Below are 25,266 nucleotides of genomic sequence, written 5' to 3'. Positions count from 1 at the left end.
CTGCATTCATGGGGAGGGGCACCCGCCCCTCCCCGGTCATCAAAGGAGACGAAAAATGAAGAAGCTGCTTTTTTGCGTAGTGCTGACCGCCTCCGTGGCGGCAATGGCCCAGACAACCAACAACGGCGGTGCGAACAACGGCTCCAGCAGTTCGGCGACCACGTCGGCCCAGGGCAACACCCAGGCCGTGACCTTCTCGAGCCCGGCCAACGTGACCACCACGATGACCAGCAACCAGAACGTCAACAACACGGGCGCTACCACCAACACGGTGGATTACGCGGGCAGCTACACGATCAAGAACGTGCCGTCCGTCAACGGACCGAACCTGACGACCAGCAACGACACCTGCATGGGCAGCACGAGCGCTAGCGCGAACGGCCCCGGTGTCGGCCTCAGCTTCGGCACCACCTGGACGGACGAGCACTGCAAGCGGCTCAAGATGAGCCGCGAACTCTGGAACAAGGGCATGAAGGCCGCCTCGCTGGCCATGGACTGCATGGACCCCGCAGCGCAGGCCGCGCTCGAGATGACCGGCACCAAGTGCCCGCAGTCGATGAACGCCGACGAACGCGTGAATGCCTACGGCCCGCAGGCTTCGTCGATCGGTGCTGCACCGCGCCCGGTGGCGGTTGCAGCGCCCGTGGCACCGCCACCCGCACCGGCACCTGCGCCGGTCCAGCCCGTGGCGGCCATCGCACCGCCGGTGCCCAGCCCCGTTCCGACGCCGCAGCCGGCGGCAGCGGCGCCCCTGCCACCGGCGGCTCCTTTGCCGGCGCCGGCAGCGCCGATGGTCAAGGCGGAACCTGCACCGCAACCCGCGCCGCAAGTTGCGGCACAACAGCCCGCGCCTGAACCCGTTGCCGCGGTGCCCGGGCTACCGGCAGCACGCGCCTCCGCAGCAGTGCCGGCGGCGACGACGCAGCCGGTTGCCGCCGTGGCGGTGCAGCAGCCGGCCACGGTCGAGGTGACGCCTGTCGCGAGTGCCACGGTGACGCCGATCGACCCGGCCGACGTTTCCGCCATCCGCGCGGCACGTCTGATGGGCGAACCCGGCGACGTCGCGGTGGCGCGCCGTTCGACGGAATTCCCGCAGTGAGCACCGGGAGTCCGAAATGACCAGGACCCTGCTCCTCTGGACGGCAGCCTGCGGCCTCGCAGCGGCAATGGCTGCCGCCGCCGCGCCGCCGCCGAACAACCTGCTGCGCATCGAGCGCGTGAACATGGGCAGCGGCGTGCAGAACGCCAGGGGCACGGACAACGCCGAACCCGTCGGCGATCTGGGCGTCTGGCACGTGCCGCAGTACATGCCGGGTTTCCCGACGGCAGCCACCATCTGGCCCCGCGTGGTGATCGTGCCGTGCAGCACCGACCTGTGCGCCGGCTACGAGGTCACGCCGGAACTCGGCCGCGGCGAATACCTGTTCTTTGCACCGGCAAGGAAATAACGGCTTCGCGCTTTCTCCAACGCAACGCGCGCCAAAGGGCGCGCGTTGCCGTACCCTTCGCGCATGACATCGATCGCGCGCTTCCTGCGCGCCCTCCTCCGCGCTCTCGGCATCGCACTGGTCGTTCCACTGCTGCTGTTCGAGGAATGGGGGTGGGAGCCGCTGGCGGCACTGGTGGCACGACTGGCCCGCCTGCCGTTCTGGGCCGCGCTCGAAGACAGGCTGCGCCGCCTGCCGCCCTGGGGCGCGCTGCTGGCCTTCTTCATTCCGGTCGTCCTTCTGCTGCCGGTGAAGGTGCTGGCGCTCTTTCTTTTCAGCCGCGGCCACGCCGCCACCGCGATCACCGTGCTGGTACTGGCCAAGCTGGCGGGCACTGCCATCGTGGCGCGGATCTTCCAGCTGGTCGAAGGGCCGCTGATGCGCATTCCGTGGTTTGCCCGCTGGTATCCGCGATGGAAGGCCTGGAAAGACCACGTGTTCCATCTCGTGCGGCAGACGCGGCCTTGGCGGATGGCCCGTGCGATCAATCGCCTCGTGTCCCGGGGCTGGCGCCGGCTGCGGGAAAGCTGATCTCTTTTTACCCGGGTCTTATTGCCAATCATATTTCACCCGGGTAATATCTGGGCGATGAACCTGTCACCTGAAACCAAGCGTGCCCTGAGCCGGCAATACAAGGACAGCGTACGCCCCGCCGGCGTGTTCGCCATCCGCAACCGATCGAACGCGCGCGTCTACGTCGCCGGCAGCCTCGACGTGGAAGGCGCCATAAACCGCGCACGCTTCGAGCTCAACCTGCGCTCGCACCGCAACAAGGCCCTGCTGCAGGACTGGCTGGCGCTTGGGCCCGAGCAATTTGGCTTCGAGGTGGTCGACCGCGTCAAGGAACGCGAGAACGACCCGGGCTTCGACCGTGCGGCAGAGCTCGAGAAGCTGCTGGCGCTGTGGCAGGAAGAGCTGCAGTGCTTCGGCGAGCACGGCTACAACACGCCATGAGCGCCGCGGTTCCGGGGGCGCTCGACTTCTGCCTGGCGCTGACCCACGCCCAAGCCGGCCTCGCACGGCGGCTCGATGACGACCTCGGCGCATTCCACGGGTTGAACTTCGGCGACTTCACCCTCCTCTACCTTCTCATGCGCTCGGACCACGGCCGCCTGCCCATGCCGGGCCTTGCGCACAGCCTCGGCTTGCCCGTGTCCGCGCTCATCCGCAAGATGGTCCTGCTCGAAAAGACCGGCCTCGCCGAACGCGTCGCCGGCCCCGACACCGATGCGCGGCGCCATGCGGCGCTGCGTCCCGGCGGAAGACGGCTCGTGCAGGATGCCGTCGCGACCGTCGAAGCCCATTGCAAGGAAGCCCTGCGACCCGTCGAACCCGAGTGCCTGCGTGCAGCGCACACCGCGCTTGTTGCAATGAGTGCAATGAGCGGTGACAACCCTCCGCACGGCCGAGCGCCCGCGTGCGCCAGCGGGTAGATTACGCACCTCGTTTGCCCCGGTCTCCGGGAGACACATAACCGAATGTCACCAGACAACCCATCAACCACCCTGACCGTCTTCTTTGGTTTCCAGCGCGTTGCGCACGGCACGAAGGCCGAAGTGATCGACCAACTGCGCCGCCGCGACGACCCTGGCCCGTACCTGGTGTTCGACGACCAGACCGGAGCCCAATTCGACCTCGATCCGCGCGACCTGCATGCGCTGCCGCCGTCGGCGAGCGGCGCACGCGACAGCCATGATCCGCGCGAGCACCGCGACGAAGCGCCTCGCGGCGTCGGCCGGCCCAAGCTCGGCGTGGTCGCGCGCGAAGTCACGCTGCTGCCGCGCCACTGGGACTGGCTCGGCCGCCAGCCCGGCGGCGCCTCGGTTGCGCTGCGCAAGCTGGTCGACGACGCACGCCATGTGCACGCCGACCGCGACACCGCACGTGCCGCGCGCGAAGCCACCTACCGCTTCATGACCGCCATCGCCGGCAATCTGCCTGGCTTCGAGGAAGCCACGCGCGCCTTGTTCGCCGGCGAGGAACAGCGCTTCGGCCACCTGATCGAACCCTGGCCCGCGGACCTGCGCACCCACCTGAAGACACTCTCCGCCGCCAGCTGGAACCCCCAATGAGAACAACGACAGAGACATCCGCCGGCAGTGGCCAGAGCGGCCTGCATGGCGTGCCCGTGGCGCCCGTCAACACGCCGCGGCCGCTGTGGAAGGTGTTCCTTTTCTTCCTCGCGCCGATGCTGCTGAGCAACATCCTGCAGTCGCTGTCGGGCACGCTGAACAACATCTACGTCGGGCAGATGCTCGGCGTGAGCGCGCTGGCCGCGGTGTCGAGCTTCTTTCCGGTGATGTTCTTCTTCATCGCCTTCATCATCGGACTGGGCGCTGGCGCGTCGGTGCTCATCGGCCAAGCCTGGGGCGCGCGCGACGTCGCCAAGGTCAAGGCGGTGGCCGGCACCACGCTCACCGTGGGCATCCTCATGGGGCTGCTGATCGCGGTGTTCGGCGGCATCTTCACGACGCCCATGCTGGCCTCGCTGGGCACGCCGCCCGACGTGCTGGCCGACTCCACGCGCTACGCCCGCATCATGCTGATCGCGATGCCGGGGTTGTTCGTGTTCCTGATGTCGACCGCCATGCTGCGCGGCGTGGGCGACACCATCACGCCGCTGTTCACGCTGGTCATCTCCACGCTGGTGGGGCTGGTGGTGACGCCCGCACTCATCCGCGGCTGGGCCGGCCTGCCGCAGCTCGGGGTGGCCAGTGGTGCATGGGCCACCGTGCTTGCGTTCGTGATCGCCACCTTGTGGCTGGGCTTCAGGCTGCGCCAGCGCAAGAGCCCGCTGGCGCCCGACGCGGAGTTCCTGCGCAACCTGCGCATCCAGCCGCAGCTCTTGAAGGCCGTGCTGAAGATCGGCGTGCCCACGGGCGTGCAGATGATCGTGGTGGCGCTGGCCGAAGTGGTGCTGCTGTCGCTGGTCAACCGCTACGGCTCCAACGCCACCGCGGCCTACGGCGCAGTGAACCAGGTGGTGGCCTACGTGCAGTTCCCGGCCATCTCGATCGCCATCACCACGTCGATCCTGGGCGCGCAGGCCATCGGCGCGGGCCGCTCCGACCGGCTGGGCGCCATCGCGAAGACCGCGCTGCTGATGAATCTCGTGCTGACCGGCGGCCTGGTGCTGCTGGGCTACCTGTTCTCACGGCATCTCATGGGCTTCTTCATCACCAGCGCGCCGGTCATCGAGATCGCGCAGACGCTGCTGCACATCATGCTGTGGAGCCTGGTGATGTTCGGCATGGCTTCGGCGCTGTCGGGGATCATGCGCGCCAGCGGCTCGGTGCTGGTGCCCACCCTGATCTCCATCGTGTGCATCCTGGGCGTGGAAGTACCGGTGGCGTATCTGATGAGCCACCGCATGGGCCTCGACGGCATCTGGATCGCCTACCCGGCCACCTTCGGCGCGATGCTGCTGCTGCAGACCGCGTACTACCAGCTGGTGTGGCGCAAGAAGTCGATCCACCGGCTGGTGTAGCCGCCTTGCCTTCGGCGGCTCAGCCGCCGTCGAAGGCCTTCTTCACCTCGGCGATGTCGATCTTGACCATCTTCATCATCGCCTGCATTGCGCGGGCGGCCTTGGCGGCGTCCTTGTCCTGGAACATGCGGATGACCGGCGTGGGCGCAACCTGCCACGACACGCCGAAGCGATCGGTGAGCCAGCCGCACTGCACCGGCTGGCCGCCGCCTTCGAGCAGCTTCTCCCAGTAGTTGTCGACCTCGGCCTGCGTCTCGCATTTGACGTACATCGAGATGGCCGGGGTGAACTTGTACTCCGGCCCCCCGTTGAGCACCATGAACTCCTGGCCCTCGAGCTCGAAGGTCGCGGTGAGCAACTTGCCTTTCTTATCGTGGTTGACGTCGCCCCAGAGCAGCGTGCCGATGACGCGGGAGTTCGCGAAGATGGCGCTGTAGAACTTCAGCGCATCTTCGCCGTTGCCGTCGAACCAGAGGCAGGGAACGATCTTCTGCATGGGAGTCTCCTTTTGCTTTGACGATGAACCTGAGAGTTCAGTATCGAAGCGTCCCGCGGCACTTGTCAACCGTGCCCTGTGCCGACAGGCATCGTGCGCAGCCGCCAGTGTCACCAGCGCCAGGTGGCCGTGGCCACTGCGTTGCGAGGGTCGCCGTGGCCGCAGCTCGCGATGGAGCCGGGCGCGAACCTCGTATGCCGCCCGAGATTTCTTGCTCCGCTGCGCTCGGGGCAGCCTGCTCAGGGCGCGGACACCACCTCGGCCACCGGTCCCGCATGCCTGAGCCGGACCGGCAAGGCGCTGGACAAGGCGCGCCGCAATGTGCGCGCATCGCGTGGGTCGAAGGTGCCGGTCAGGCGCAGCGCGGCCACGGCCGGGTCGTGCACCACGAGTCCGGTGCTGCCGTAGCGTTCGAGCTCGGCCAGCGCGTGCGACAGCGGCGTGTCGACGAAGCTCAGCCGGTGCGACTGCCACGGGGCGATGCCCTCGCCCGGCACGCCGGACACAGCAGCCAGCACGCCCAGCGCGTCGCTCTCCACCTGCTGGCCGGCCGCGAGGAACACGGCGTGCTCACCGCCGCCGCTGCGCATCACACGCACCTTGCCCTCCTCCACCGACACCCGCGCCCCTTCGGCACCCCAGATGTCCGGCGTGTGCCGCACCGCGAAGCGCGCGCCGGACACGCGCACCTGCAGCGGTCCGGCCAGCACGTCGAAAGGCCGTGCCGCATCGGCGCGCACGAGGAAAACAGCCTGTCCGTCGATCAGCGTCACCTCGCGACGGTCTCGGAACAGGCGCACCTCCATGCGGGTGGCGGTGTCGAGCCGCAGCCGCGTGCCATCGGGCAGCGGCACATCGAGCTGCTGACCGCGCCGGGTGGCGAAGGCCTGCTCGAACACGGGCTGCGCCTGCAACTGCCGCCAGCCGAGATAGCCCGCACCCACCGTCATGCCGGCGGCGGCGAAGGCCATCGCCGGCTTCAGGAGGCTCCGGCGCGTGGGCATGGCCGCGGCCTTCTGGTCTGCCAGGCCGCGGCGCCAGCCGGCCACGGTCTCCGGCGAGATCGCGTCGAGCGCCTCCCAGCGCGCCTCCCATTGCCCATAGGCCACGCCGTGCCGCGGGTCGGCGTCGAGCCAGGCCTGAAAGTCGTGCTCGTCCGGTGCGCGCCAGTCCTCGCGGTGGCGGCGCACGAACCATTCGAGCACGTCCTGGCGAAGGCGCGATGCGTCCGGGTCCGGTGTCTGTGGCGGCGACGGTGGTGGCATGGGGGAACGCGGGTTCTTGCTGGCTGTTCATCGGGGTCCGGCTCCGCGGTCGGTCCGCTCCAGTCAGGTCCCGCAGGCGTCGATCGCGACGCGCAGTTGCACCTCGAGCGTTCGCACCGGGATGCCCATGCGCCGGGCCGCCTCTGCCTACGACAGCACGTTGAGCTTGAAGCGCACGAACGCAGCGCGGTGGCAGCCTGTCGATGGCGGCTGACCTGAATCGATTCCGACAACAGGAAGCGGCGATTATCGGCGCATGCCGCCCTGCGGGCACCGCCGCCGTGCCCGATGCACAGCGTGGGCGCTAGAAGCCGTAGAGCGCAGCCGGGTTGTCGACCAGGATGCGGCGCCGCGTGTCGTCGCTGCCGGCCCATGAAAACAGCAGGTCGTACAGCGGTGCGCTCTCGGGCCGCGGGCTGCGGCCCGGGTGCGGCCAGTTGCTGGCCCACAGGCATCGTTCGGGGAAGGTTTCTGCCAGGGTGCGCGCCAGCAGGCTTACGTCGTCGTAGCCGGGGGCACCGGTCTTCGAGGTCTCGTAGGGCGCCGAAAGCTTGATCCACACGCGCCCCGAATCGATCACGCGCAGCAGCGACTGGAACGACGGATGGCTCGGAGCCACCGGCTCGAGGAACTTGCCGTTGTGATCGAGCACCAGGCGGCACGGCAGGCGCTTGAGCACATCTTCGTGTTCGGGCATGGTGCGGCCGTCGAGCTGCAGGTTGACCATCCAGTCGGCGTTGGCCATGCGTGCGGCCATGCCCGGCAGCGAGGCCCAGCTCAGCACGCCGCCGATCATCATGTAGCGCACGCCGCGCATGCCGCCTGCGTGCAGGCGCGCGATCTCGGCGTCGGGGGCATCGGGCGCCAGCAGCGCGATGCCGCGCGCCGAATCGCCGAACTGGGCCAGCGCGTCGAGCGTGCAGCTGTTGTCGAAGCCGTAGCCGGTCGGCTGCACCACCACCGCGCGGTCGATGCCCAGCGGCAGCTGCACCTGCTCGCGATAGGCCGACACCGGCGAATGCGGCGGCACCCAGGCCACGCCCGGAATCAGCGGAAAGCGGTCTTCGTAGATGTGGACGTGGCAGTCGCAGGCGCCGGCGTAGCGCGTGTTGCGGGTGGGTTCCATGGGTGCTTCGAGGAGAGTGGAAAGGATCAGGCCTGCACGCGGAACGCCTGCTGCCATCGGTAGGCCTCGGCCGCATTCACCGCACCCCTGGGCGCCCTGCCCTGGAAGATCTCGGCCAGTTGTGCGACGGTTTCCATCGCCTGGTGCTCGACGGCCGGCGGCGTCAGCCCGCCGATGTGCGGCGTGGCGATCACGCGCGGATGCGCGGCCACGTGCGGCGACGGCATCTGGTCGGGCGCGCGCCCCACGTCGAGCGCACAGCCCGCGATGAGGCCGGCGTCGAGCGCGGCGAGCAGCGCCTGTTCGTCGACCAGGTTGCCGCGCGCGGCGTTGATGAAGAAGGCATGCCGATGCATCGCCGCGAACGCGCGGGCATCCATGAGGTTCTCGGTAGCCTCGGTGGCGGCAGCGAGGCACACCACGAAGTCGGAGCGCTCCAGCAGTGCGTCGAAGCTCACCTGCTCCATCCCGGCACCTTCGATACGGGCGAACGGGTCGTGCACCACGACGCGCATGCCCAGCGCCTGCGCCACCTCGCAGAGGTAGCGGCCGATCTGGCCATAGCCGATCACGCCCAGCGTGCTGCCGCGCAGTTCGCGTCCCATGGCGGGCACCACCGGCCGGCCCGCGTGGTAGTCCTCGGCGGATGCGCTGATGTGCCGGCCCAGGCCGATCATCGCGCCCACGATCCATTCCGACACCGAGGCGATGAAGCCGGCGCTGGCCTGCGTCACCAGCACGCCGTGCCGGCTGGCAGATGGCACGTCGATGTTGCGGATGTCGATGGCGCAGCGCACGAAGGCCTTGAGCCGCGGCAACGCCGCGAAAAGCGCCTCGTCGCCCACGGTCTGTCGGTACGAAATGATGGCATCGCAGTCGTGCGCCAGCGCGGCCAGTTCACGCGACGACAGGTCCGTATCGCCCGGGTTGAAGCGCACCTGCGCGATGGCCCGCAGCGCGGCCGTGGCGCGGTCGCCGAAGTAGTGGCCCAGCTTGCTCTGCGGGTGACTGACGAAAACCGTGGTCATGAAGAAAGGCTCTTGCTTGCTTGCTCTGATGAAGACCGGCCGCGCGGCGGCGCGACGGAATCGCGCGCCACCAGCGTGGGCGCGAAGACGAATTCCCCGGTCGGCAGCGACGGGTCGGACAGCCGGCTCATCACCCGCTCGACCATCACCTGCGCCATCTCTGGCACCGGCACCCGCACCGAGGTCATGGCCGGGTGCATCAGCGTGGAGAGGAACACGTTGTCGATGCCGACGACCGACACGTCCTGCGGTACTGCCAGCCCCGCATCGCGAAAGCCCGCCATCAGGCCGAAGGCCAGCAGGTCGTTCACGCCGATGACGCCGGTCGGACGATCCGCGGCGCGGGCCAGCTCGCCTGCCTGCATGCGGCCGAGCTCGCTCATCATCGAGTCGCCGTACTCGTCCACCGGCAGGCCCTCGATGACCTGCGCGCTGCCTTCGAGGCCCGCGCTCTTCGCGGCGGCGAGGAAGCCGGCGATCTTCTCGCTGCGGCTCATGGTCCGGCCCGACGGTGTGACGAACGCCAGCCGGCGATGGCCGCTGTCGATCAGGTGCTGCGTGGCGATGCGCGACGACTCGAAGCTGTCGACCGTCACGTGGTCGATCACCGAAGCCGCGGCCGGCGTGGCGCGCCGGTCGTAGCTCACCACCACCAGACCGCGCTCGGCGGCGGTCTCCACGTGCTGCTCGTCGACCAGCGACGAGATGATGATCACGCCGCGAACGCCGTGGGCCATCAGGTCCTCGAAGAAGTGCGCTTCCTTGGCGGCGTCGCGGTAGGTGTTTCCGATCATGATGCGGAAGCCATAGCGCTCCTGCGCCAGCGTCTCGACTTCGCGGGCGATGAAGCCGTACATGGGGTTGGCCATGGAGGGCACCAGCAGCCCGATGAGCGGCGTGTGCCCCGTCTTCAACTGCCGCGCCGAGGTGTTGGGCCGGTACTTGAGCTCGCGGATGGCCGTCTCGACGCGCGCCAGCGTCTCCTTGGCCATGCGGTCGCTGCGCCCGTTCAACACGTTCGACACGGTGCTGGTCGACACCCCCGCCCGCTGGGCGACATCGCTGATTCTGCTCACGGCATCCTTCCTGTGATCTATGTTCCTGGCTAGGTGCAGCCGCTACATCCCCATGCGCGTCGGCAGCCACGTGGAGAAGGCCGGCACCAGGACCAGCACCACGAGGGTAACGAACAGCACGGCGAGGTATTTCAACATCGGCCGTGCCACGTCCTTCACCTGGGTGCCGGTGATCGCGCAGGTGGCGAACAGGCCCAGCCCCACCGGCGGCGCAAACAGCCCGAAGCCCATGGCAATGACCATCACCGTGCCGAAGTGCAACGGATTGACGCCCAGCTGCGACGCGATCGGTGTCAGCAGCGGGCCGAAGATGATGAGCGCCGGCGCGCCTTCCAGGATGGCGCCGAACACGATCATGATGAGCACCGACAGCATCACGAACATCATGCTGCCGTACGAATGCGCGAAGCCGATCATGAACTCCGACAGGTACTGCGGGATCTGCTGGATCGTGAGCGCGAACGACAGGCTCGACGCCGCCGCCACGATGAACAGGATGCCGCCGGCCATCGACGCCGATCGCACGAAAAGGCGTGCCACCGACTTCACCGTGAGCTCCCGGAACGCCAGCCAGCCCACCACCAGTGCATAGACCACCGCGAACGACGACACCTCGGTGGACGTGGCAACCCCCGACGTCACGCCCTTGCCGATCATGGCCACCATCACCAGCGCCACCAGCGCGCCGCCGAGCAGCCGGAACATGGGCGTGCGCACGTCGAAGGCCTCGTCCGGGTTGATGCGCGTGCCGACATAGATCGTCACCGCCGCCAGCGACACGGCCAGCACCACTGCCGGCACCAGGCCCGCCATGAACAGCCCGGCGATCGAGATGTTGGCCACGAAGCCCATGATGATCATGTTGATGCACGGCGGAATGGTCTCGGCCATCACCGCGGTGCAGGCCAGCAGGCCGGCGGTCTCGTTCGGGTCCTGCTTCGTCTTGCGCACCGCCGGCATGATGATGCCGCCCACTGCCGCGATGTCCGCCAGCTTGGAGCCCGACACGCCCGAGAAGAACGCGGTGGCCGTGATGGTGATGAGGCCGAGCCCGCCGCGCAGCCGGCCGAACATGCGCAGCAGCAGTTCGATGAGGCGCGACGACATGCCGTTGGCTTCCATCAGCAGGCCCGCCAGCACGAAGAACGGGATCGCCAGCAGCACGTAGTGGTCGGTGCCCGCCATCACCTGCTGCGAGTACACCAGCATCGGCAGCGACGGATCGGCCATGAAGAACACCAGCGACGACAGCGCGAGCACGAAGGCGATCGGCATGCCCAGCGCCATGCCGCCGAGGAAGCCCCCGGTGAGCAGCGCCCAGGGCGGGATGGCGTGGTCGCTCATGAGCATGTTCCAGCCCACCACGGCCGCGGTCAGCGCGAGCACCGCGGCCAGCGTGCCCCACACCATGCGCCGCGGTCCGTTCACGGCGTTGGCCAGGCCGAAGAGCGTCATGAACAGGCTGCCGATGGCCACCGGGTACACGTAGATCCACTGCGGCAGGCCGATGGACGTGGTCATGTTGTAAGAGTCGGCCAGCAGTTCGCACGACGACGCGAACAGGCTCGCCGACACGCCCACGATGATCCAGCTGCCGAGCTGGATCAGCGCCGGCTGCCAGCTCGCCGGCAGCATGCCCCGGAACAGGTCCACGCCCACGTGCTGGCTGCGTGCCAGCACCGTGGCCGCACCGAAGAACACCTGGATCACCATGAGCGCGCGCGCCACCTCCTCCGCCCAGTCGAAGGGGTCGTGCAGGAAGTAGCGGAACACCACCGAGATGAACACCACCACCACGTCGATGGCCAGCACCACGCCGGCGACGTACTCGGTCGTGCGCATCAGCCAGGCGAGCCAGCGGCCCGCGGCGTGGGTCGAATCGAAACCCGTGGCGGCACCGGCGGCATGCCCTGCCGGCGCATGCGGAACGGTCTGGACGGGTTGCATCGGCAGCGCAATGCCCGGAATGCTCGACATGGCCGCTCTCAGGCCCGCGCGGCGTTGATGGCGGCGAACAGCGGCCCGGTCTCCGGATACTGCTTCGCAAAGCCGGCCCAGAGCTTGGCCTCCATCTCCTTGCGGACCTGGTCGCGCTCGTTCTTCGCCATCGGCGTGAAGGTGATGCCGAGCTTCTTCAGCTCTTCCATCACCTGCTGCGTGCGCTCGTTGCCGATCTGGCGCTGCTGCAGCGTGGAATCGGCGGCGGCCTGCAGGAACGCCGGGCGCAGCGCGGCGGGCACGCGGTCCATCGCGCGCTTGCCGGCCACGCAGACCATGGGGCTGAACAGGTGCTCGGTCATCCAGCAGTGCTTGACCACCTCGTTGAGCTTGTTGGCCAGCACCGTGCCCGCGTCGTGCTCGAAGCCGTCGACCACGCCGGTCTGCGCCGCCATGTAGAGCTCGCCGAACGAGATGGGCGTGGGGATCGCGCCCATGATCTTGAAGGTCTCGATGAAGGCCGGCGTGGGCAGCACGCGCAGCTTGACGTTCTTCACGTCGGCCAGGCCCTTCACCGGCTGCTTGGTGTAGACGTTGCGCGCGCCGTAGTGCGCGCCCCAGGTGATGATCTGGCAGCCGGTGCTCTTCACCAGCATGTCGTTGAGCTTCTGGCCCACGCCCGCTTCCACCGCGCGCGACACGTGCTCGTAGCTGTCGAACAGGTAGCCCAGGTCGAGCATGCCGAGCTGCGGCGTGACCGTGGCCCAGATCGACGAGCCGGTGAGCATCATGTCGATCGAGCCCACCTTCACCTGCTGCACCACGTCGCTTTCCTTGCCGAGCTGGTTGTTCGGGAAGTAGTCGATGCGGATCTGGTCGCCCACCGCCTTCTTCAGGTTGGCCTGCATCAGCTGCGCCCACGCGAAGTGCGACGAGTTCAGGTCGGCCACATGGGAAGACGACAGCCGCAGCGCCACCGTCTTCTGCTGCGCGAAGGCATGGCGCGAGAAGCCCGCCGTGGCCGCGGCGAGCGACAGGGCGGACGATGACTGGACGAACCGGCGGCGCGAAAACGAAATCGAAGGCGAGGTCATTTCTTGTCTCCTGGAAGTGGTCGGGTCATGGCCCGTTCTTGTGGATGCGACTTGGTGGAACGATTTACTGTATCGATACACAAGACCACCGGCAATGCAGTTCCGATAGGTGTTTTCCTTCGTAAACAGGCTGAAGCCCCCTGGCTGCAAGGGCAGAATGGAAAAAACACAGGACCCGCATGACTCCACCGACACTCGGCGACGCGCGCAGCTACGCCATCGAGATGCATGGCGACCAGAAATACGGCCCGCACCCCTACGTCCATCACCTGGACGCGGTGGTCGCCCTGCTCCAGCCCTACGGCCCGACGGCGCAGGTCATCGGCTACCTGCACGATGTGGTCGAGGATACCGACGCCACCGTGTCGGACGTCCAGGAGCGTTTCGGCGACCTCGTGGCGCGCTGCGTGGCCCTGCTCACCGATGCGCCCGGCGCCAGCCGCAAGGAGCGCAAGGCCAAAACCTATGCGGCGCTCGCACAGGTCACGGGGGACGAGGAACTGGCGCTGGTGGTGAAGGCCGCCGACCGCCTGGCCAACGTGCGCGCCTGCGTGGCCGACGGCCACCGTGCGCTGTGGGACACCTACTTCGGCGAGCAGCCGACCTTCCGCGCGGCCGCCTTCCGGGCAGGCCAATGCGATCCGCTCTGGACGGAACTGGACACCCTGCTCTCGCCTTCGCACGCGCCGGCCTGAGCCGCGGGCGGCATCAGGCGGTGTGCGTGTTCAGCGGATTGCGCGAGAACTTCATCACCCCATCGTCCACCGACCCGAAACGCAGGCTCAGCAGGTCGCGCATGTAGTTCTGGTGCGCGCGCCACGGCGAGCGCGTCCCCTGCTTCGGGAACCGCGCGATCGCGCGCTGCACGTAGCCCGAACTGAAGTCGAGCCACGGCTGCGGCTTCAGGGCGGGGTCGTTGTTGCGCGGTGTGCACTGGGTCCAGCCGCCGCGCTCCATGTGGTTGAGCAGGCGGCAGACGTACGCCGCGGTCAGGTCGCTCCGGAGCGTCCATGAGGCGTTGGTGTAGCCGAAGGTCGAGGCCAGGTTGGGCACGTCGCTGAACATCATCCCCTTGTAGTTGAAGATGCCGGCCGGGTCCACGGGAACGCCGTCCACGTCGAGCTGCACCCCGCCGAGCACCTGCAGCTCGAGCCCGGTGGCCGTCACGACCAGGTCGGCCTCAAGCTCGCGGCCCGACTTCAGCCGGATGCCGCGCGGCGTGAAGGTGTCGACAAGGTCGGTGGCCATCGAGGCGCGGCCCGCCTTCAGCGCGGCGAACAGGTCGCCGTCGGGCACCAGGCACACCCGCTGGTCCCAGGGGTTATAGCGCGGCGTGAAATGCGTGGCCACGTCGTAGTCCGCGCCCAGCGCCTGCCGCACCCCGCCCACGATCAGCCGCTTCACGCGGTCCGGCCGGCTGCGCGCGAGCTTGAAGAAGAAGATGCCCAGCAGCACGTTCTTCCAGCGCGTGAGCCCGTAGGCGAGCTTCGCAGGCAGCAGGCGCCGCAATCCGCTGGCGATCGGGTCTTCGGCCGGGCGCGCCACCACGTAGGTCGGCGAGCGCTGCAGCAGCGTGACGTGCGCGGCGGTTCGGGCCAGCGCCGGCACCAGCGTCATCGCGGTGGCGCCGCTGCCGATCACCACCACGCGCTGGCCGCTCACGTCGAGCTCTTCGGGCCAGTGCTGCGGATGCACGATGCGGCCGGTGTAGCTGGCGATGCCCGCGAACTCGGGCGTGTAGCCCGCGTCGTAGCGGAAGTAGCCGCTGCACAGGAAAAGGAAGTTGCAGCGCAGCCGCACCGGCTGGCGGTCGCGGCCGTGCTCGGCTTCGACGGTCCAGCAGGCGTCGGGCGTCGACCACGAGGCGCGCAGCACGCGGTGGCCATAGCGGATCTTGGAATCGATGCCGTGCTGCGCGGCGGTCTCGCGCAGGTAGTGGAGGATGGTGGGCCCGTCGGCGATCGACACGGGTTGCGTCCACGGGCGGAACGCGTAGCCCAGCGTGTACATGTCGGAATCCGAGCGCACGCCCGGGTAGCGGAACAGGTCCCACGTGCCGCCGCTCCGGTCGCGGCCCTCGAAGATGACGAAGCTGCGGCGAGGACAGCTCGCCTTCAGGCGACAGGCGGCGCCGATGCCGGAGAGGCCGGCGCCCACGATCAGCACATCGACGTGTTGTTCTTGCTGCATCGACATATCGTCTCCTTATGTCTTGCCCGGCCCTCCCGCCGCAGGGCGGCCACGGATCATCCACCACGCGCTGGCCGCGCTCAGCAAGGCCAGCCCAGAGCCCAGCAGCATCACCCAGCGGAAGCCGGCCACGAACGACTCGGCCACCGCGCGCTTCACCGCCGCCGCGGTGGCGGCGTCCACGCCCGGCGGCACCGCGGCGCCTGCCAGCTTGCTGCGCTCGCCTTCCAGGAAGGCCGTCAGCTCCGGAGAAGCACCCATGCCGCGCAGGTGTTCCGCCAGCGCAGCGTCGAAGGCCCAGGCCATGATCGCGCCGAACACCGCAATCGCCAAGACCGCTGCCGCGCGCGACACCGCGTTGTTCACGCCCGAGGCCACGCCTGCCAGGTCGGGGCCCACCGCATTCATGACCGTGGTGGTGAGCGGCGCGATGGTCACTGCCATGCCGAAACCCAGCACGGCCACGGCGGGCAGGAAGCCGCTCCAGTAGCTGGCCCCGACGCCCGGCACCGCGAACAGCGCGAAGCCCACCGCAGCGATCGACGGCCCCACCACCAGCGGAATGCGCGGCCCGAAGCGGTCGACCAGCTGGCCCGCCCAGCCCGACAGCGCGAACAGGATCAGTACGAACGGCAGCAGCGCCGCGCCCGCCACCATGGCCGAGTAGCCCTGCACCTGGATCAGGTTGAGCGGAAAGAAGTACAGGCTGCCGCCGAGCGCGGCATAAAGGAGCAGCGTCAGCAGGTTGGCGCCGCTGAAGTTGCCGATGCGCAGCAGCGCCAGCGGCAGCATCGGCGCGCGCACCTTGCGCTCGGCCGCGACGAAGCCCAGGCAGCCGGCCACGCCGATGGCCAGCGCCGCGATCACGGCTGGCGAACTCCACCTCTGCGTGGGCGCCTCGATGAAGGCGTAGACGATGCCGCCGAGCCCGGCGGTCGCCAGCAGCGCGCCCCACAGGTCGAGCCCGCCGCTGGCCGAGGCGCCGCGGCTCTCGGGCACGTGGCGCCAGACGATCCACAGCACGCCGAGCGCCATCGGGATGTTGATGAGGAAGGCCCAGGTCCAGGAGAAGTGATCCACCAGGAAGCCGCCGAGCACCGGCCCCACCGCCGCCGTGATCCCGCTGAAGCCCGACCAGGTGCCGATGGCCCTGCCGCGCTCCTTCTCGGGAAACGAGGCACTGATGAGCGCCAGGCTGCCCGGCACCAGCAACGCGCCGCCGACGCCCTGCACCGCGCGCGCCGCGATCAGCTGCTCCACCGTGCCTGCGAGCGCGCAGCCGATCGAGGACAGCGCGAAGAGACCGACACCGATCGCGAAGATGCGCCGCCGTCCGAAATGATCGCCCAGCGCGCCACCCACCAGCAGCAGCGCGGCCAGCAGCAAGGCATACGACTCGACCACCCATTGCGCCTGGAACGCCGTCGCCCTGAGCTCGGCCTGGATGGCCGGCAGCGCCACGTTGACCACCGTGCCGTCGATGAAGGCCATGCTCGAACCCACGATGGCGGCGGCCAGCACCCATGGCTTGGAGACCTCGGGGCAGGCACCCTCCTGCGGCCCGGCACTGTGCAGGATCAGCGTGTCGTCGCAGGGCGCCTTGCCGATCTGTGCCATGGGGTCTCCGTTGTGTGCGCTCTATCGGATGCCGGCCTCGCGCCCTGCTTCCGTGAAGCGCGCTCGGGACGGGGACTGCTGGCGCACGATACGCCACATATCGCCCGGCGCCACCTGCGCGCCGCCCTGCCCTGTCCCGAAGGGAGAGGGCCAGCTCGTCAGGCCGGACATGCGGTTGCCTGCGGGTTCGCGCGGGCCGCGTCCACACTGCGTGCCATGGCCGCCGCCGCATTGGCCGTGACGCGCTGCGCACCGCGCGCCAGCGCATCCATGCCGCTGCCGACGGCCTCGCCCAGGCTCAGCTGGCACGCCATCGTGCGGGCTTCGTCGGAGCGCCGCAGCGTCCAGCTGAAGTTGGCATCGACACGCCCGCCGTCCACTGCATCGAATTGCCGCAACTGCACCGCGATGCGCCACACCGGCTGCGAGTTCTGCCGCCCGCCCTTGGTCACGTCGAGCGCGCCGAGCCGGCCGGCGATGCCGGCGGAAAGCGCGTCGCGCAGTTCGTTCTCGAACGACGAGGCCCACCGGTGCTGCTCGAGCACTTGGACCTGCACGCTGCCGTTGGGCTGGCGCACCACCATCTGCGGACGCGCGAAGCGCTCCGGCACGGCAACCGGCGCCAGTTCGATGTACAGCGGTAGCGCGCTGCCGCCGGGCGTGGCGGGCGCGGCATCGGCGGCCACCGGGCTGGCGAGCGTGTAGTAGTTGTCGGGCTTGCTGGCACAGCCGGCAAGCAGGGCCAGCGCCCCGGAAAGCACGGCCACGGCGATTGCAGATTGCTTCTTCTTCATTTCTTGTCGTCCGGTTTGCCGCGCAGCAGCGACTCGGGATGCCGCTCCAGGTAGTCGCTCAGCACGCGCACCGAGCCCGCGGCGCGCGTGAGCTCCTGCAGCGTCTGGCGCATGTCCTGCTGCAGCGGGGAGTCGTCGGCCAGCGTGCGCTCGGCGGTGTTCACGGTCTTGCGCACATCCTTCATGGCCGCTGCCAGTTCGGGCGTGACGTCGCTGTTGATGCGGTTGACCGTCTGCTCGGCGGCCGTCAGCGTCTTGTTCAGCGTGGCCAGTGTGGTGCGCAGGTCGGCCGCGATCTGCTCGTAGGGCACCTTGTTGAGCTTGGTCGCGATTTCCTGCACCTGCGACTGGATCTCGTCGAGGCTGTTGGGCACGGTCGGCAGCTCGATCGGATTCTTCGTCACGTCGATCTTCGCGCCCGGCGCCTTCGGGAAGAAGTCGAGCGCCACGTAGACCTGGCCCGTCAGCAGGTTGCCGTTGCGCAGCTGGGCGCGCAGCCCCTTTTCGGTGAGGAAGCGCAGCCGCTCCTGCTGGGTCGCGCGCGATTCGGTGGTCTCGGCGTTGCCGTTGCTCTCGCGGCGGCGCAGCCGGTCGGGGTACACCTGCACCAGCACCGGCATGCGGAACTCGCGCTCGGCGCGGTCGAACTCCACGCCGATGGACTTGACCTCGCCGATCACCACGCCGCGGAAGTCGACCGGCGCGCCCGGCGTCAGTCCGCGCAGCGACTGGTTGAAGTACATCAGCAGCGTCTGCGAAGGCCCGTCGGGCTCCTTCATGGCGGTCGCCTCGTCCTGCGCCAGGGTGAACGAGGCGTTCTCCTTGGCGACCGGCCCCATGGTGTCGTCGGGCGCCTTGAACGCGATGCCGCCCAGCAGGATGGTGGCCAGCGATTGCGTGCGCAGCGTGAAGCCGCTGGCGCTGAGCTGTGCGTCGATGCCGCTGGCCTGCCAGAAGCGCGTGTTCATGCCCACGAACTTGTCGTAGGGCGCGTTGACGAAGACGCGCATCGTCACGCCGCGGCCGTCGCCGTCGAGCTCGTAGGCCGCGACCTGGCCGACCTTGACGCGGCGGAAGTACACGGGCGAACCCACGTCGAGCGAGCCGACATCGGTGGCGCGCAGCAGGAACTGCTTGCCCGAGTCGTCGCGCGTGACCGTGGGCGGGGTCTCGAGGCCGGTGAACTCGCCCGAGGTTTCCTTCGAGACGCCAGGGTCGGCGCCGATGTAGGCGCCCGACAACAGCGTGTTGAGACCCGAGATGCCGGAGGTGTCCAGCCGCGGGCGCACGACCCAGAAACGCGAGTCGGAAGCCGTGAAGCTCTCGGCATCCTTGTTGAACTGCACCAGCACGCGCACGTGCGAGCGGTCGCGCGCCAGACGGAGGTGGGTCACGAGGCCGATCTGCACGTCCTTGTACTTCACGGCGGTCTTGCCGGCCTCCAGCCCTTCCGCGGTCTTGAAGGTCAGCACGACCTCCGGCCCGCGCTCCAGGATGATGCGCGCCACCAGCGTGATGCCGACCAGCGCGGCCACGATGGGAATGAGCCAGATCAGCGAGGGCAGCCACTCGCGCCGGCGCACCACGCTCGGCCGGGGCAACGCGGCGTGCTGCTGCGGCGGCGGCGCGGGTGCCGGCGTCGGGTCCTGGGGATGCTCTTCGTCACTCATGCTGGTTTCTCGTCCCTGTTTTCATGTCCGTGCTGATTTTCCTGTTCCTGCGCAAGCGCCTGCGCCTCCTTGCTGTCCCAGGAGAGCTTCGGGTCGAAGCTCAACGAGGCCAGCATGGTCAGTACCACCACCGCGCCGAAGGCCGCGATGCCGACGCCCGCCGTGATCACCGCGAAGCCCTGGATCTGCACCAGCCCGGTCAGCAGCGACACCACGAACACGTCGAGCATCGACCAGCGGCCGATGATCTCGATGATGTGATAGAGGCTCGCGCGCTCCCGCTGCCGCCAGGTGCTGCCGCGCTGCGCCAGCACCACGAGCAGGAACAGCACCGCGAGCTTGAACAGCGGCACCAGGAAGCTCGCGATGAAGACGATGGCCGCCAGGCCCCACGCGCCCGACACCCAGAAATAAATCACCCCGCTCAGGATGGTGTCGTACTGCGCGCCGAACAGCGTGCGCGTGATCATCACCGGCAGCATGTTGGCCGGGATGTACATCATGCAGGCCGCGATCAGGAAGGCCCAGGTGCGCTTCAGGCTCTGCGGCTTGCGCACATGCAGCCGCGTGCCGCAGCGGGCGCAGGCGTCGCCGTCCTGCGCGCCCTTCCAGACGGCCGCGCAATGCCTGCAGGCCATCAGGCCGAGCGAAGCCGAGGTGGGAACCGGCGGGGCGTCGTCGTCCTCGTGACGGGCGTGCGGGCGCACGTAGTCGAGCAGTTTCATGCAGAGGCCCTGTCGGCACTGCCGTCGCCGCCGCTGCCGCTGCTGTCGCCGTCGTCGGCTTGCCCGGCCGGGCGAAACTTCATCTCCCAGAACGCGCCCGGGTTGAACGACAGCACCGCCGTCAGCAGCACCGTGAGCGCCACGAAGGCCCACAGCGCCGGCCCCGGCACCACGGTGGCCATGCTGCTGAGCTTCACGATGGCCACCAGCACGCCCAGCAGGAACACCTCGATCATTCCCCAGGGCCGCAGCGACTGCATGGCGCGCACCAGCAGCGCGAAACCCACCGGGCGGTGCTCGCGGCTCAGCGGCACCAGCAGGTAGGCCAGGATGCACAGCTGCAGCAACGGAAAAAGGATGGTCGTGGCGAGCACCAGCAAGGCCACCGCCGACATGCCTTCGGCGCTCAGCGCCATCACCGCGCCGACGAGCGTGGTCTGGCTAGTGAGGCCGCGCAGTTCGATCTCGACGATGGGAAACAGGTTCGCGATGGCGAACATGATCAGGCTGGCCACCGTCAGCGGAAGGATGCGGCGCTCCTGCTCGCCCGGGTGCCGGCCGAGTTCCGTGCCGCAGCGCGGGCAGCGCGCCACATCGCGCGGGTGCAACGGCGCGCGGGCATAGACCGCGTCGCATCCCGGGCAGACCACGGTGTCAGGTACTTCCTTCATAGGTGAGCACCCTAACCGATTCAGCCCGCGTGATTTGTCGTCTTAAGGCGCAGCGTGCTGAAAACCGCCGCCACCGCGGCGAAGCTGGCAGCCAGCACCAGCGCGACCACCGGCCCGTGCCCGCCGTGCGGACTCCACAGGCTGAAGACACCCGCCAGCACCACGGCGCCGAGCGTCTGGCCGGTGAGCCGGGCGGTGCCCAGCATGCCGCTGGCCGCACCACTGCGGTGCGCGGGCGGCGATGTCACGATGGTGTGGTTGTTGGGCGACTGGAACAGTCCGAAGCCCAGCCCGCACAGCGCCATGCGCCAGGCGATGTCGGCATTGCCCGGATGCGCCGGCAGCGCCGCCAGCAGCGCCAGGCCGGCGGCCAGCAGGCCCAGGCCGATGCCGCCCAGCAGCCCGTCGGGGTAGCGGCCGATGAGCTTGCCGGCAATGGGCGCCATCACCACGATCGCCAGCGGCCAGGCCGTGATGAGCAGCCCAGCCTCGATGTGGCTGCGGCCGTACACCTCGAGCAGCAGGAAAGGCAGCGCGATGTAGGCCAGCATCTGCGCGCAGAACGCGGCCACCGAGGTGCCCATCGACAGCGCGAACACCGGGATGCGCAGCAGGTCGATCGGGAACAGCGGCACCGCCTGCCTGCGCTGGCGGCGCAGGTAGACGAAGCCCACCGCCACGCCGGCCAGCAGGATGCCCCAGGCCGAGGCCTGCGAGCCGCCCGCGCCCTGCACTGCCCCTTCGCGCACGCCGAGCCGGTCGACGCCCAGGAACACCAGCGAAAACATCAGCACGTTCAGCGCCACGTCGACCGGCGAGAAGCGCAGGCCCGCCGCCGGCGCCACCCGGTTGAACGGCAGCGCCTTCATCCCCAGCGCGAAGGTGACGATGCCCAGCGGCACGTTGATGGCGAACAGCCACGGCCACGACGCCACCGAAAGAATGGCCGCGGCCACCGACGGCCCCGCCACGGACGACGTGGCCACCACCAGCGAGTTGATCGCCATCCCCTTGCCCAGTTGCGAGGACGGATAGGTGAGCCGCACCAGCGCCGCGTTGACACTCATGATGCCGGCCGCGCCCAGGCCCTGGAATGCGCGCGCCGCGATCAGCGTGCCGAGCGAATTCGCGAAGGTGGCGGCCAGCGACGACAGCGTGAACACGGCCATTCCCACCAGGTACACGCGCCGGTAGCCCACCAGGTCGCCCAGCGAGGCGAGCGGCAGCAGCATCACGAGCGTGGCGATCTGGTAGGCGTTGACCACCCAGATCGACTGCGACGGGCTGGCCTGCAGCTCGCGCGCGATGCCCGGCAGCGCCAGGTTGACGATGGTGCCGTCGAGCACGGCCACGATCAGCCCGAGGATGATGACCAGCATTGCCCAGGCCCGCTCCGGCTGGGCCAGTCCGTCGATGTGCCGGGGAGCGTCCTTGTGCTTGTTTTCTTCGGCGGCCTCGAGCGTGGCGCCTGCGCGTGCGGTGTTCATCAGGCTTGCTGCGCCCTTCCTGCATTCCGTGTGGGTTCGGAGCGCACGCCGCCCAGCGTGAGCCAGGTCAGCACGAGCGCAATGAGTGCGCCGGCGGCCATGCCGGCCACCATGGGCAGCGGCCGGCCATCGGTAAAGAAGCCCACCACCGCCATGGCCAGCGCGCCGGTGAGCATCTGCAGCGTGCCCAGCAGCGCCGAGGCGGTGCCCGCGATGGCGCCGTGCATCTCGAGCGCCAGCACGCCGGTGGTCGGAATCACCAGGCCCATGAAGCCCGAGGCGATGAAGTACAGGACGATCAGCACCCAGATGCTGTCGCCGCCCATGGCGAAGTAGACGAACATCGCGACCATCGCCACGCCGCAGCACACCACGCCGAACTTGACCAGGTTGACCAGCCCGTAGCGTTCGCCCAGCGTGCCGGTGAGCTGCGAGGCCACGATGAACGCGGCCGCGTTCACGCCGAAGGCCACGCTGTACATGGCGGGCGACAGGCCGTAGTGGTCGATCATCACGAACGACGAGTTCGCCAGGTAGGTGAAGAACCCCGCCATCGCGAAGCTGCCGATGAACACCAGCCCGAGGTAGTGCGAGTCGCGCAGCAGCAGCCAGTAGGCCGCCAGCGCGCTGCCCAGGCTGCTCTCGACACGCTCGGAGGCCGGGCGCGTCTCGTCGAGCAGCTTGAGCATCATGGCCAGGCCCGCCACCGCGGCGATGGTCACGGCCCAGAACACGCCGCGCCATCCGGCGAAGGCGATGACCGCGCTGCCCGCCAGCGGCGCGAGGATCGGCGACACGCTGAACACGAGGATCAGCAGCGACATCAATCGTGCGGCGTCGGTGCCGGTGTGCAGGTCGCGCACCACCGCTCGCGGAATCGCCATGCCGGCCGCGGCGCCCAGCCCCTGGACGAAGCGCAGCACGATCAGGGTCTGGATGTCCGTCGCCATCGCGCAGCCCACGCTGGCGAGCGCGAACAGCACGAGACCCGCATACAGCGGCGGCTTGCGCCCGACCATGTCCGACACCGGACCGTAGAGCAGCTGCCCTGCGCCCAGCGACAGGAAGAACGCCGTGAGGCTCAGCTGCACGGCGCCGATGTCCGCGCGCAGGCTCTGCCCGATGGCCGGCAGCGCCGGCAGGTACATGTCGATGGCGAAAGGCCCGATGGCCGAGAGCAGGCCCAGCAGCAGGGCCATCTTGAAGAAGGGGGAAGAGCGCATTGCCCCGATTGTCGCCAAGGGCGGCGATCGGTGCCGGCGTGGGGTCGGGCCGCGGCGCGGCGGCCCGCTCGCTAATTCTGTCGAAAGAATCGCGCCGTTCGATGCGTCAGCATGTCGTCGCCATGGACGACATCCATCTCACCCGTCTACCTGCCGGCCGGCCAGAAGACCAGCGCGCGCAGTTCGATGCTGCGGCGCGCCGGCGCCTCGCGCGAACCGGTCGGGTCCTCGAAGGCGGTGTGTGCGGTGAACTGCGCCACGTCCTCGCGGGAGTCGTGGATCTTCAGCAGCAGCGCCTCGTCGGGCCGCAGCCGCGGAAACCAGTACCAGCGATGGTTCGGGTTGTAGAGAAACGAATAGATCTCGCCCACCTTGTCCGGGTAGACCAGGTCGCTCGGCACCAGGTCCTGCGGCGCGATGGAGCGTGCGTCGCACAGCGCGAGCGGCAGGCGTTCTACCGTGGCGAGCGGCCGCCACAGGTTGACGATGGCGAACCGGTGCTTCAGCCGCTGCTCGGCCTCGTCGGGCGGCAGGTGGGCGCGCACGCGGCGCGGCGCCGACACCGCGGTCTGGTCGTTGTGCACGCGGCGCACCGGTTCGCGCAGCTCGGCGGTACGGCGCGAGCCCTGCGCGCTGTCGCGCAGCGTGTGGTCGAACACCACGATCTTCTCGGCCCCGGTCACGTCGCGCAGCAAGGCTTCCGATTCGCGGTAGTAGATGTCGCGGATGGTGCCCTCGTGCGAGAAGTCGGCGACGGCACTGCGGTGCGATACCTGCGTGAAGCCGCTGCGGTCGAGCGAGAGCTCGTTGAGCGCCACCAGCGGGCGGCCGTCGCGGATGGCCACGCGGCGCGCCTCGAGTTCGCCCGTCACCCACGGCGTGCCGGGCGGCGGCTCGAAGGTGTAGCTCACGGGCCTGCCCTGCCCTGCCTTCAGGTAATTGAGCTCTGCCTCCACCGAAGGCAGCGTCGCGGCCAGCATCTGGCCATTCGATCCGGTCAAAACGGCTCCTTGAAAGGCCGCAGGTCGAGCTCTTGCGTCCACGCGCTGCGGTGTTGTACATGCAGTTGCCAATAACTCTCGGCGATCGCGTCGAGCTGCAGCAGCCCGTCGTCGCCCGCCTGTTCCACGCGTTGCGGCGCGCCGGTGCGAAGCCGCTCGCCGTCGATGCCGCCGTCGATCACCACGTGCGCCACGTGCACGCCCTGCGGGCCGAACTCGCGCGCCAGGCTCTGGCTCAGCGAGCGCAAGGCGGCCTTGGCCGCGGCAAAGGCCGCGAACGGCGGCTTGCCCCGCAGTGCCGCGGTGGCGCCCGTGAACAGCAAGGTGCCGCGTGCGTGCGCGCCGTCGGCCGCGAAGGGATTGGCCAGCAGGCCGCGCAACGCCTCGTGGCCGAAGATGAAGCCGCCGAGCGCGCTGGTGCGCCAGGCCTGCGTGAACTGCTCGACCGACAATTCGAGCGTGGGCGCGCGCACGGCGCTCGCGGCGTTGAAGATGGCCACGGTGAGCGGGCCCAGCGCACGCACCTTCTGCGCGATGCCATGGATCTCGGCCTCGCTGGCCACGTCGCCCGCGAAGGCATGCGCGCGACCGCCCGCGGCCTCGATCTCCGCTGCGACGGCGGCCAGTTGCGCCGGCGTGCGCCCGGTGAGCGCGACGGCGAAGCCCTCGGACGCGAAACGCCGGGCGAGTGCCGCGCCGAGTCCGGCACTGGCGCCGACGCCGGCGATCCACGCGACCGGCGAAGGCGAGGAAGTGGAAGGGGCGGCTTCAGCGGCGGCGGTGTTGGAGGTGACGGCCATAGGTGTTCACGAAGGCTATACCTGCGCCCCGCCGCGTGGAACGATGCGAAAGCGATAACCTTATTCGGCGGCAGGTCGGTGCCCCGCTTCG

General features: G+C 69.0%; 25 protein-coding genes. 8 read left to right on the top strand and 17 right to left on the bottom strand.

The window, feature by feature from the left end; genetic code table 11:
• Positions 1-55 precede the first annotated feature (55 nt).
• The 7 genes from AACL56_RS15265 to AACL56_RS15235 all read left to right on the top strand — a co-directional run bounded on the left by AACL56_RS15265 (position 56) and on the right by AACL56_RS15235 (position 4,974).
• Positions 56-1,099, top strand: a complete 1,044-nt coding sequence (locus AACL56_RS15265) for a hypothetical protein (RefSeq protein ID WP_339090647.1) — start codon at positions 56-58, stop codon at positions 1,097-1,099.
• A gap of 16 nt (positions 1,100-1,115) precedes the next feature.
• Positions 1,116-1,448, top strand: a complete 333-nt coding sequence (locus AACL56_RS15260; protein WP_339090646.1) for a hypothetical protein — start codon at positions 1,116-1,118, stop codon at positions 1,446-1,448.
• 63 nt (positions 1,449-1,511) lie between these two features.
• The gene (locus AACL56_RS15255; protein WP_339090645.1) at positions 1,512-2,018 is read left to right on the top strand and encodes a hypothetical protein; all 507 of its coding nucleotides are present in this window, start codon (positions 1,512-1,514) and stop codon (positions 2,016-2,018) included.
• 57 nt (positions 2,019-2,075) lie between these two features.
• Entirely contained in the window at positions 2,076-2,441 is a 366-nt protein-coding gene (locus AACL56_RS15250; protein ID WP_339090644.1) for a GIY-YIG nuclease family protein, read from the top strand.
• Complete coding sequence (locus AACL56_RS15245; RefSeq protein WP_339090643.1) at positions 2,438-2,920, top strand: MarR family winged helix-turn-helix transcriptional regulator; 483 nt, start codon at positions 2,438-2,440, stop codon at positions 2,918-2,920. Before AACL56_RS15250 ends, AACL56_RS15245 begins: the two co-directional genes overlap by 4 nt.
• Before the next feature lie 45 nt (positions 2,921-2,965).
• Positions 2,966-3,559: a DUF2239 family protein gene (locus AACL56_RS15240; protein ID WP_339090642.1), complete on the top strand. Its 594-nt coding sequence runs from the start codon at positions 2,966-2,968 to the stop codon at positions 3,557-3,559.
• Positions 3,556-4,974 (top strand): MATE family efflux transporter, encoded by a 1,419-nt coding sequence (locus AACL56_RS15235; protein ID WP_339090641.1) that lies wholly within the window; start codon positions 3,556-3,558, stop codon positions 4,972-4,974. Before AACL56_RS15240 ends, AACL56_RS15235 begins: the two co-directional genes overlap by 4 nt.
• A gap of 19 nt (positions 4,975-4,993) precedes the next feature.
• Here AACL56_RS15235 and AACL56_RS15230 read toward each other — a convergent pair whose 3' ends face one another.
• From AACL56_RS15230 to AACL56_RS15200, 7 genes are all read right to left on the bottom strand, one after another.
• The gene (locus AACL56_RS15230; RefSeq protein WP_339090640.1) at positions 4,994-5,470 is read right to left on the bottom strand and encodes a VOC family protein; all 477 of its coding nucleotides are present in this window, start codon (positions 5,468-5,470) and stop codon (positions 4,994-4,996) included.
• A 239-nt stretch (positions 5,471-5,709) separates the two neighbouring features.
• Positions 5,710-6,735: a FecR family protein gene (locus AACL56_RS15225; protein ID WP_339090639.1), complete on the bottom strand. Its 1,026-nt coding sequence runs from the start codon at positions 6,733-6,735 to the stop codon at positions 5,710-5,712.
• Positions 6,736-7,039: 304 nt separating this feature from the next.
• Positions 7,040-7,861, bottom strand: a complete 822-nt coding sequence (locus AACL56_RS15220; RefSeq protein WP_339090638.1) for an amidohydrolase family protein — start codon at positions 7,859-7,861, stop codon at positions 7,040-7,042.
• A gap of 26 nt (positions 7,862-7,887) precedes the next feature.
• Positions 7,888-8,889, bottom strand: coding sequence for an NAD(P)-dependent oxidoreductase (locus tag AACL56_RS15215; RefSeq protein ID WP_339090637.1), 1,002 nt, complete (start codon positions 8,887-8,889; stop codon positions 7,888-7,890).
• Positions 8,886-9,965 (bottom strand): LacI family DNA-binding transcriptional regulator, encoded by a 1,080-nt coding sequence (locus AACL56_RS15210; RefSeq protein WP_339090636.1) that lies wholly within the window; start codon positions 9,963-9,965, stop codon positions 8,886-8,888. Before AACL56_RS15210 ends, AACL56_RS15215 begins: the two co-directional genes overlap by 4 nt.
• Positions 9,966-10,007: 42 nt before the next feature.
• Positions 10,008-11,912 carry a TRAP transporter large permease subunit gene (locus AACL56_RS15205; protein WP_425337061.1) on the bottom strand — a complete coding sequence of 635 codons (1,905 nt, stop codon included), beginning with the start codon at positions 11,910-11,912 and terminating at the stop codon, positions 10,008-10,010.
• 38 nt (positions 11,913-11,950) lie between these two features.
• Positions 11,951-12,997: a TRAP transporter substrate-binding protein gene (locus tag AACL56_RS15200; protein WP_339090635.1), complete on the bottom strand. Its 1,047-nt coding sequence runs from the start codon at positions 12,995-12,997 to the stop codon at positions 11,951-11,953.
• 179 nt (positions 12,998-13,176) lie between these two features.
• On the opposite strand from AACL56_RS15200, the gene AACL56_RS15195 reads away from it, so the two are divergent.
• Positions 13,177-13,692, top strand: coding sequence for an HD domain-containing protein (locus tag AACL56_RS15195; RefSeq protein ID WP_339090634.1), 516 nt, complete (start codon positions 13,177-13,179; stop codon positions 13,690-13,692).
• Between the two features lie 13 nt (positions 13,693-13,705).
• On the opposite strand, the gene AACL56_RS15190 is transcribed toward AACL56_RS15195, so the two are convergent.
• The 10 genes from AACL56_RS15190 to AACL56_RS15145 form a co-directional block, all read right to left on the bottom strand.
• A complete protein-coding gene (locus tag AACL56_RS15190; RefSeq protein ID WP_425337018.1) occupies positions 13,706-15,193 on the bottom strand; it encodes a flavin-containing monooxygenase in 1,488 nt (495 codons plus the stop codon).
• 9 nt (positions 15,194-15,202) lie between these two features.
• On the bottom strand, positions 15,203-16,804 hold the full coding sequence (locus tag AACL56_RS15185; RefSeq protein WP_339090633.1) for an MFS transporter: 1,602 nt from the start codon (positions 16,802-16,804) through the stop codon (positions 15,203-15,205).
• A gap of 158 nt (positions 16,805-16,962) precedes the next feature.
• A complete protein-coding gene (locus tag AACL56_RS15180) occupies positions 16,963-17,598 on the bottom strand; it encodes a PqiC family protein (RefSeq protein ID WP_339090632.1) in 636 nt (211 codons plus the stop codon).
• The gene (locus AACL56_RS15175) at positions 17,595-19,268 is read right to left on the bottom strand and encodes an intermembrane transport protein PqiB (protein WP_339090631.1); all 1,674 of its coding nucleotides are present in this window, start codon (positions 19,266-19,268) and stop codon (positions 17,595-17,597) included. The genes AACL56_RS15180 and AACL56_RS15175 overlap by 4 nt, the downstream gene beginning before the upstream one ends.
• A complete protein-coding gene (locus tag AACL56_RS15170) occupies positions 19,265-19,993 on the bottom strand; it encodes a paraquat-inducible protein A (protein ID WP_339090630.1) in 729 nt (242 codons plus the stop codon). Before AACL56_RS15170 ends, AACL56_RS15175 begins: the two co-directional genes overlap by 4 nt.
• Positions 19,990-20,664: a paraquat-inducible protein A gene (locus tag AACL56_RS15165; RefSeq protein ID WP_339090629.1), complete on the bottom strand. Its 675-nt coding sequence runs from the start codon at positions 20,662-20,664 to the stop codon at positions 19,990-19,992. The genes AACL56_RS15170 and AACL56_RS15165 overlap by 4 nt, the downstream gene beginning before the upstream one ends.
• 20 nt (positions 20,665-20,684) lie before the next feature.
• A complete protein-coding gene (locus AACL56_RS15160; protein WP_339090628.1) occupies positions 20,685-22,151 on the bottom strand; it encodes an MFS transporter in 1,467 nt (488 codons plus the stop codon).
• Positions 22,151-23,374: a multidrug effflux MFS transporter gene (locus AACL56_RS15155; RefSeq protein WP_339090627.1), complete on the bottom strand. Its 1,224-nt coding sequence runs from the start codon at positions 23,372-23,374 to the stop codon at positions 22,151-22,153. Before AACL56_RS15155 ends, AACL56_RS15160 begins: the two co-directional genes overlap by 1 nt.
• 146 nt (positions 23,375-23,520) lie before the next feature.
• Entirely contained in the window at positions 23,521-24,354 is an 834-nt protein-coding gene (locus AACL56_RS15150; RefSeq protein ID WP_339092880.1) for a CmcJ/NvfI family oxidoreductase, read from the bottom strand.
• Between the two features lie 17 nt (positions 24,355-24,371).
• On the bottom strand, positions 24,372-25,175 hold the full coding sequence (locus tag AACL56_RS15145; protein ID WP_339090626.1) for an SDR family NAD(P)-dependent oxidoreductase: 804 nt from the start codon (positions 25,173-25,175) through the stop codon (positions 24,372-24,374).
• Between the last annotated feature and the right edge of the window lie 91 nt (positions 25,176-25,266).

This window comes from Variovorax paradoxus (genome assembly GCF_902712855.1).
Lineage (GTDB): Bacteria > Pseudomonadota > Gammaproteobacteria > Burkholderiales > Burkholderiaceae_C > Variovorax > Variovorax paradoxus_Q.
Note: the sequence above shows the minus strand (reverse complement) of the source record. Positions and strands in the feature narration are given on the sequence as shown.

Excerpts from the sequence above, each read along its gene's own strand:
- AACL56_RS15260 (WP_339090646.1), top strand. The coding sequence starts at position 1,116 with ATGACCAGGACCCTGCTCCTCTGGACGGCAGCCTGCGGCCTCGCAGCG.
- AACL56_RS15185 (WP_339090633.1), bottom strand. The coding sequence starts at position 16,804 with ATGGCACAGATCGGCAAGGCGCCCTGCGACGACACGCTGATCCTGCAC.
- AACL56_RS15215 (WP_339090637.1), bottom strand. The coding sequence starts at position 8,889 with ATGACCACGGTTTTCGTCAGTCACCCGCAGAGCAAGCTGGGCCACTAC.
- AACL56_RS15175 (WP_339090631.1), bottom strand. The coding sequence starts at position 19,268 with ATGAGTGACGAAGAGCATCCCCAGGACCCGACGCCGGCACCCGCGCCG.
- AACL56_RS15265 (WP_339090647.1), top strand. The coding sequence starts at position 56 with ATGAAGAAGCTGCTTTTTTGCGTAGTGCTGACCGCCTCCGTGGCGGCA.
- AACL56_RS15190 (WP_425337018.1), bottom strand. The coding sequence starts at position 15,193 with ATGTCGATGCAGCAAGAACAACACGTCGATGTGCTGATCGTGGGCGCC.
- AACL56_RS15170 (WP_339090630.1), bottom strand. The coding sequence starts at position 19,993 with ATGAAACTGCTCGACTACGTGCGCCCGCACGCCCGTCACGAGGACGAC.
- AACL56_RS15160 (WP_339090628.1), bottom strand. The coding sequence starts at position 22,151 with ATGAACACCGCACGCGCAGGCGCCACGCTCGAGGCCGCCGAAGAAAAC.
- AACL56_RS15150 (WP_339092880.1), bottom strand. The coding sequence starts at position 24,354 with ATGCTGGCCGCGACGCTGCCTTCGGTGGAGGCAGAGCTCAATTACCTG.
- AACL56_RS15200 (WP_339090635.1), bottom strand. The coding sequence starts at position 12,997 with ATGACCTCGCCTTCGATTTCGTTTTCGCGCCGCCGGTTCGTCCAGTCA.
- AACL56_RS15235 (WP_339090641.1), top strand. The coding sequence starts at position 3,556 with ATGAGAACAACGACAGAGACATCCGCCGGCAGTGGCCAGAGCGGCCTG.
- AACL56_RS15155 (WP_339090627.1), bottom strand. The coding sequence starts at position 23,374 with ATGCGCTCTTCCCCCTTCTTCAAGATGGCCCTGCTGCTGGGCCTGCTC.
- AACL56_RS15205 (WP_425337061.1), bottom strand. The coding sequence starts at position 11,912 with ATGCAACCCGTCCAGACCGTTCCGCATGCGCCGGCAGGGCATGCCGCC.
- AACL56_RS15225 (WP_339090639.1), bottom strand. The coding sequence starts at position 6,735 with ATGCCACCACCGTCGCCGCCACAGACACCGGACCCGGACGCATCGCGC.
- AACL56_RS15165 (WP_339090629.1), bottom strand. The coding sequence starts at position 20,664 with ATGAAGGAAGTACCTGACACCGTGGTCTGCCCGGGATGCGACGCGGTC.
- AACL56_RS15250 (WP_339090644.1), top strand. The coding sequence starts at position 2,076 with ATGAACCTGTCACCTGAAACCAAGCGTGCCCTGAGCCGGCAATACAAG.
- AACL56_RS15245 (WP_339090643.1), top strand. The coding sequence starts at position 2,438 with ATGAGCGCCGCGGTTCCGGGGGCGCTCGACTTCTGCCTGGCGCTGACC.
- AACL56_RS15145 (WP_339090626.1), bottom strand. The coding sequence starts at position 25,175 with ATGGCCGTCACCTCCAACACCGCCGCCGCTGAAGCCGCCCCTTCCACT.
- AACL56_RS15240 (WP_339090642.1), top strand. The coding sequence starts at position 2,966 with ATGTCACCAGACAACCCATCAACCACCCTGACCGTCTTCTTTGGTTTC.
- AACL56_RS15220 (WP_339090638.1), bottom strand. The coding sequence starts at position 7,861 with ATGGAACCCACCCGCAACACGCGCTACGCCGGCGCCTGCGACTGCCAC.
- AACL56_RS15255 (WP_339090645.1), top strand. The coding sequence starts at position 1,512 with ATGACATCGATCGCGCGCTTCCTGCGCGCCCTCCTCCGCGCTCTCGGC.
- AACL56_RS15230 (WP_339090640.1), bottom strand. The coding sequence starts at position 5,470 with ATGCAGAAGATCGTTCCCTGCCTCTGGTTCGACGGCAACGGCGAAGAT.
- AACL56_RS15195 (WP_339090634.1), top strand. The coding sequence starts at position 13,177 with ATGACTCCACCGACACTCGGCGACGCGCGCAGCTACGCCATCGAGATG.
- AACL56_RS15180 (WP_339090632.1), bottom strand. The coding sequence starts at position 17,598 with ATGAAGAAGAAGCAATCTGCAATCGCCGTGGCCGTGCTTTCCGGGGCG.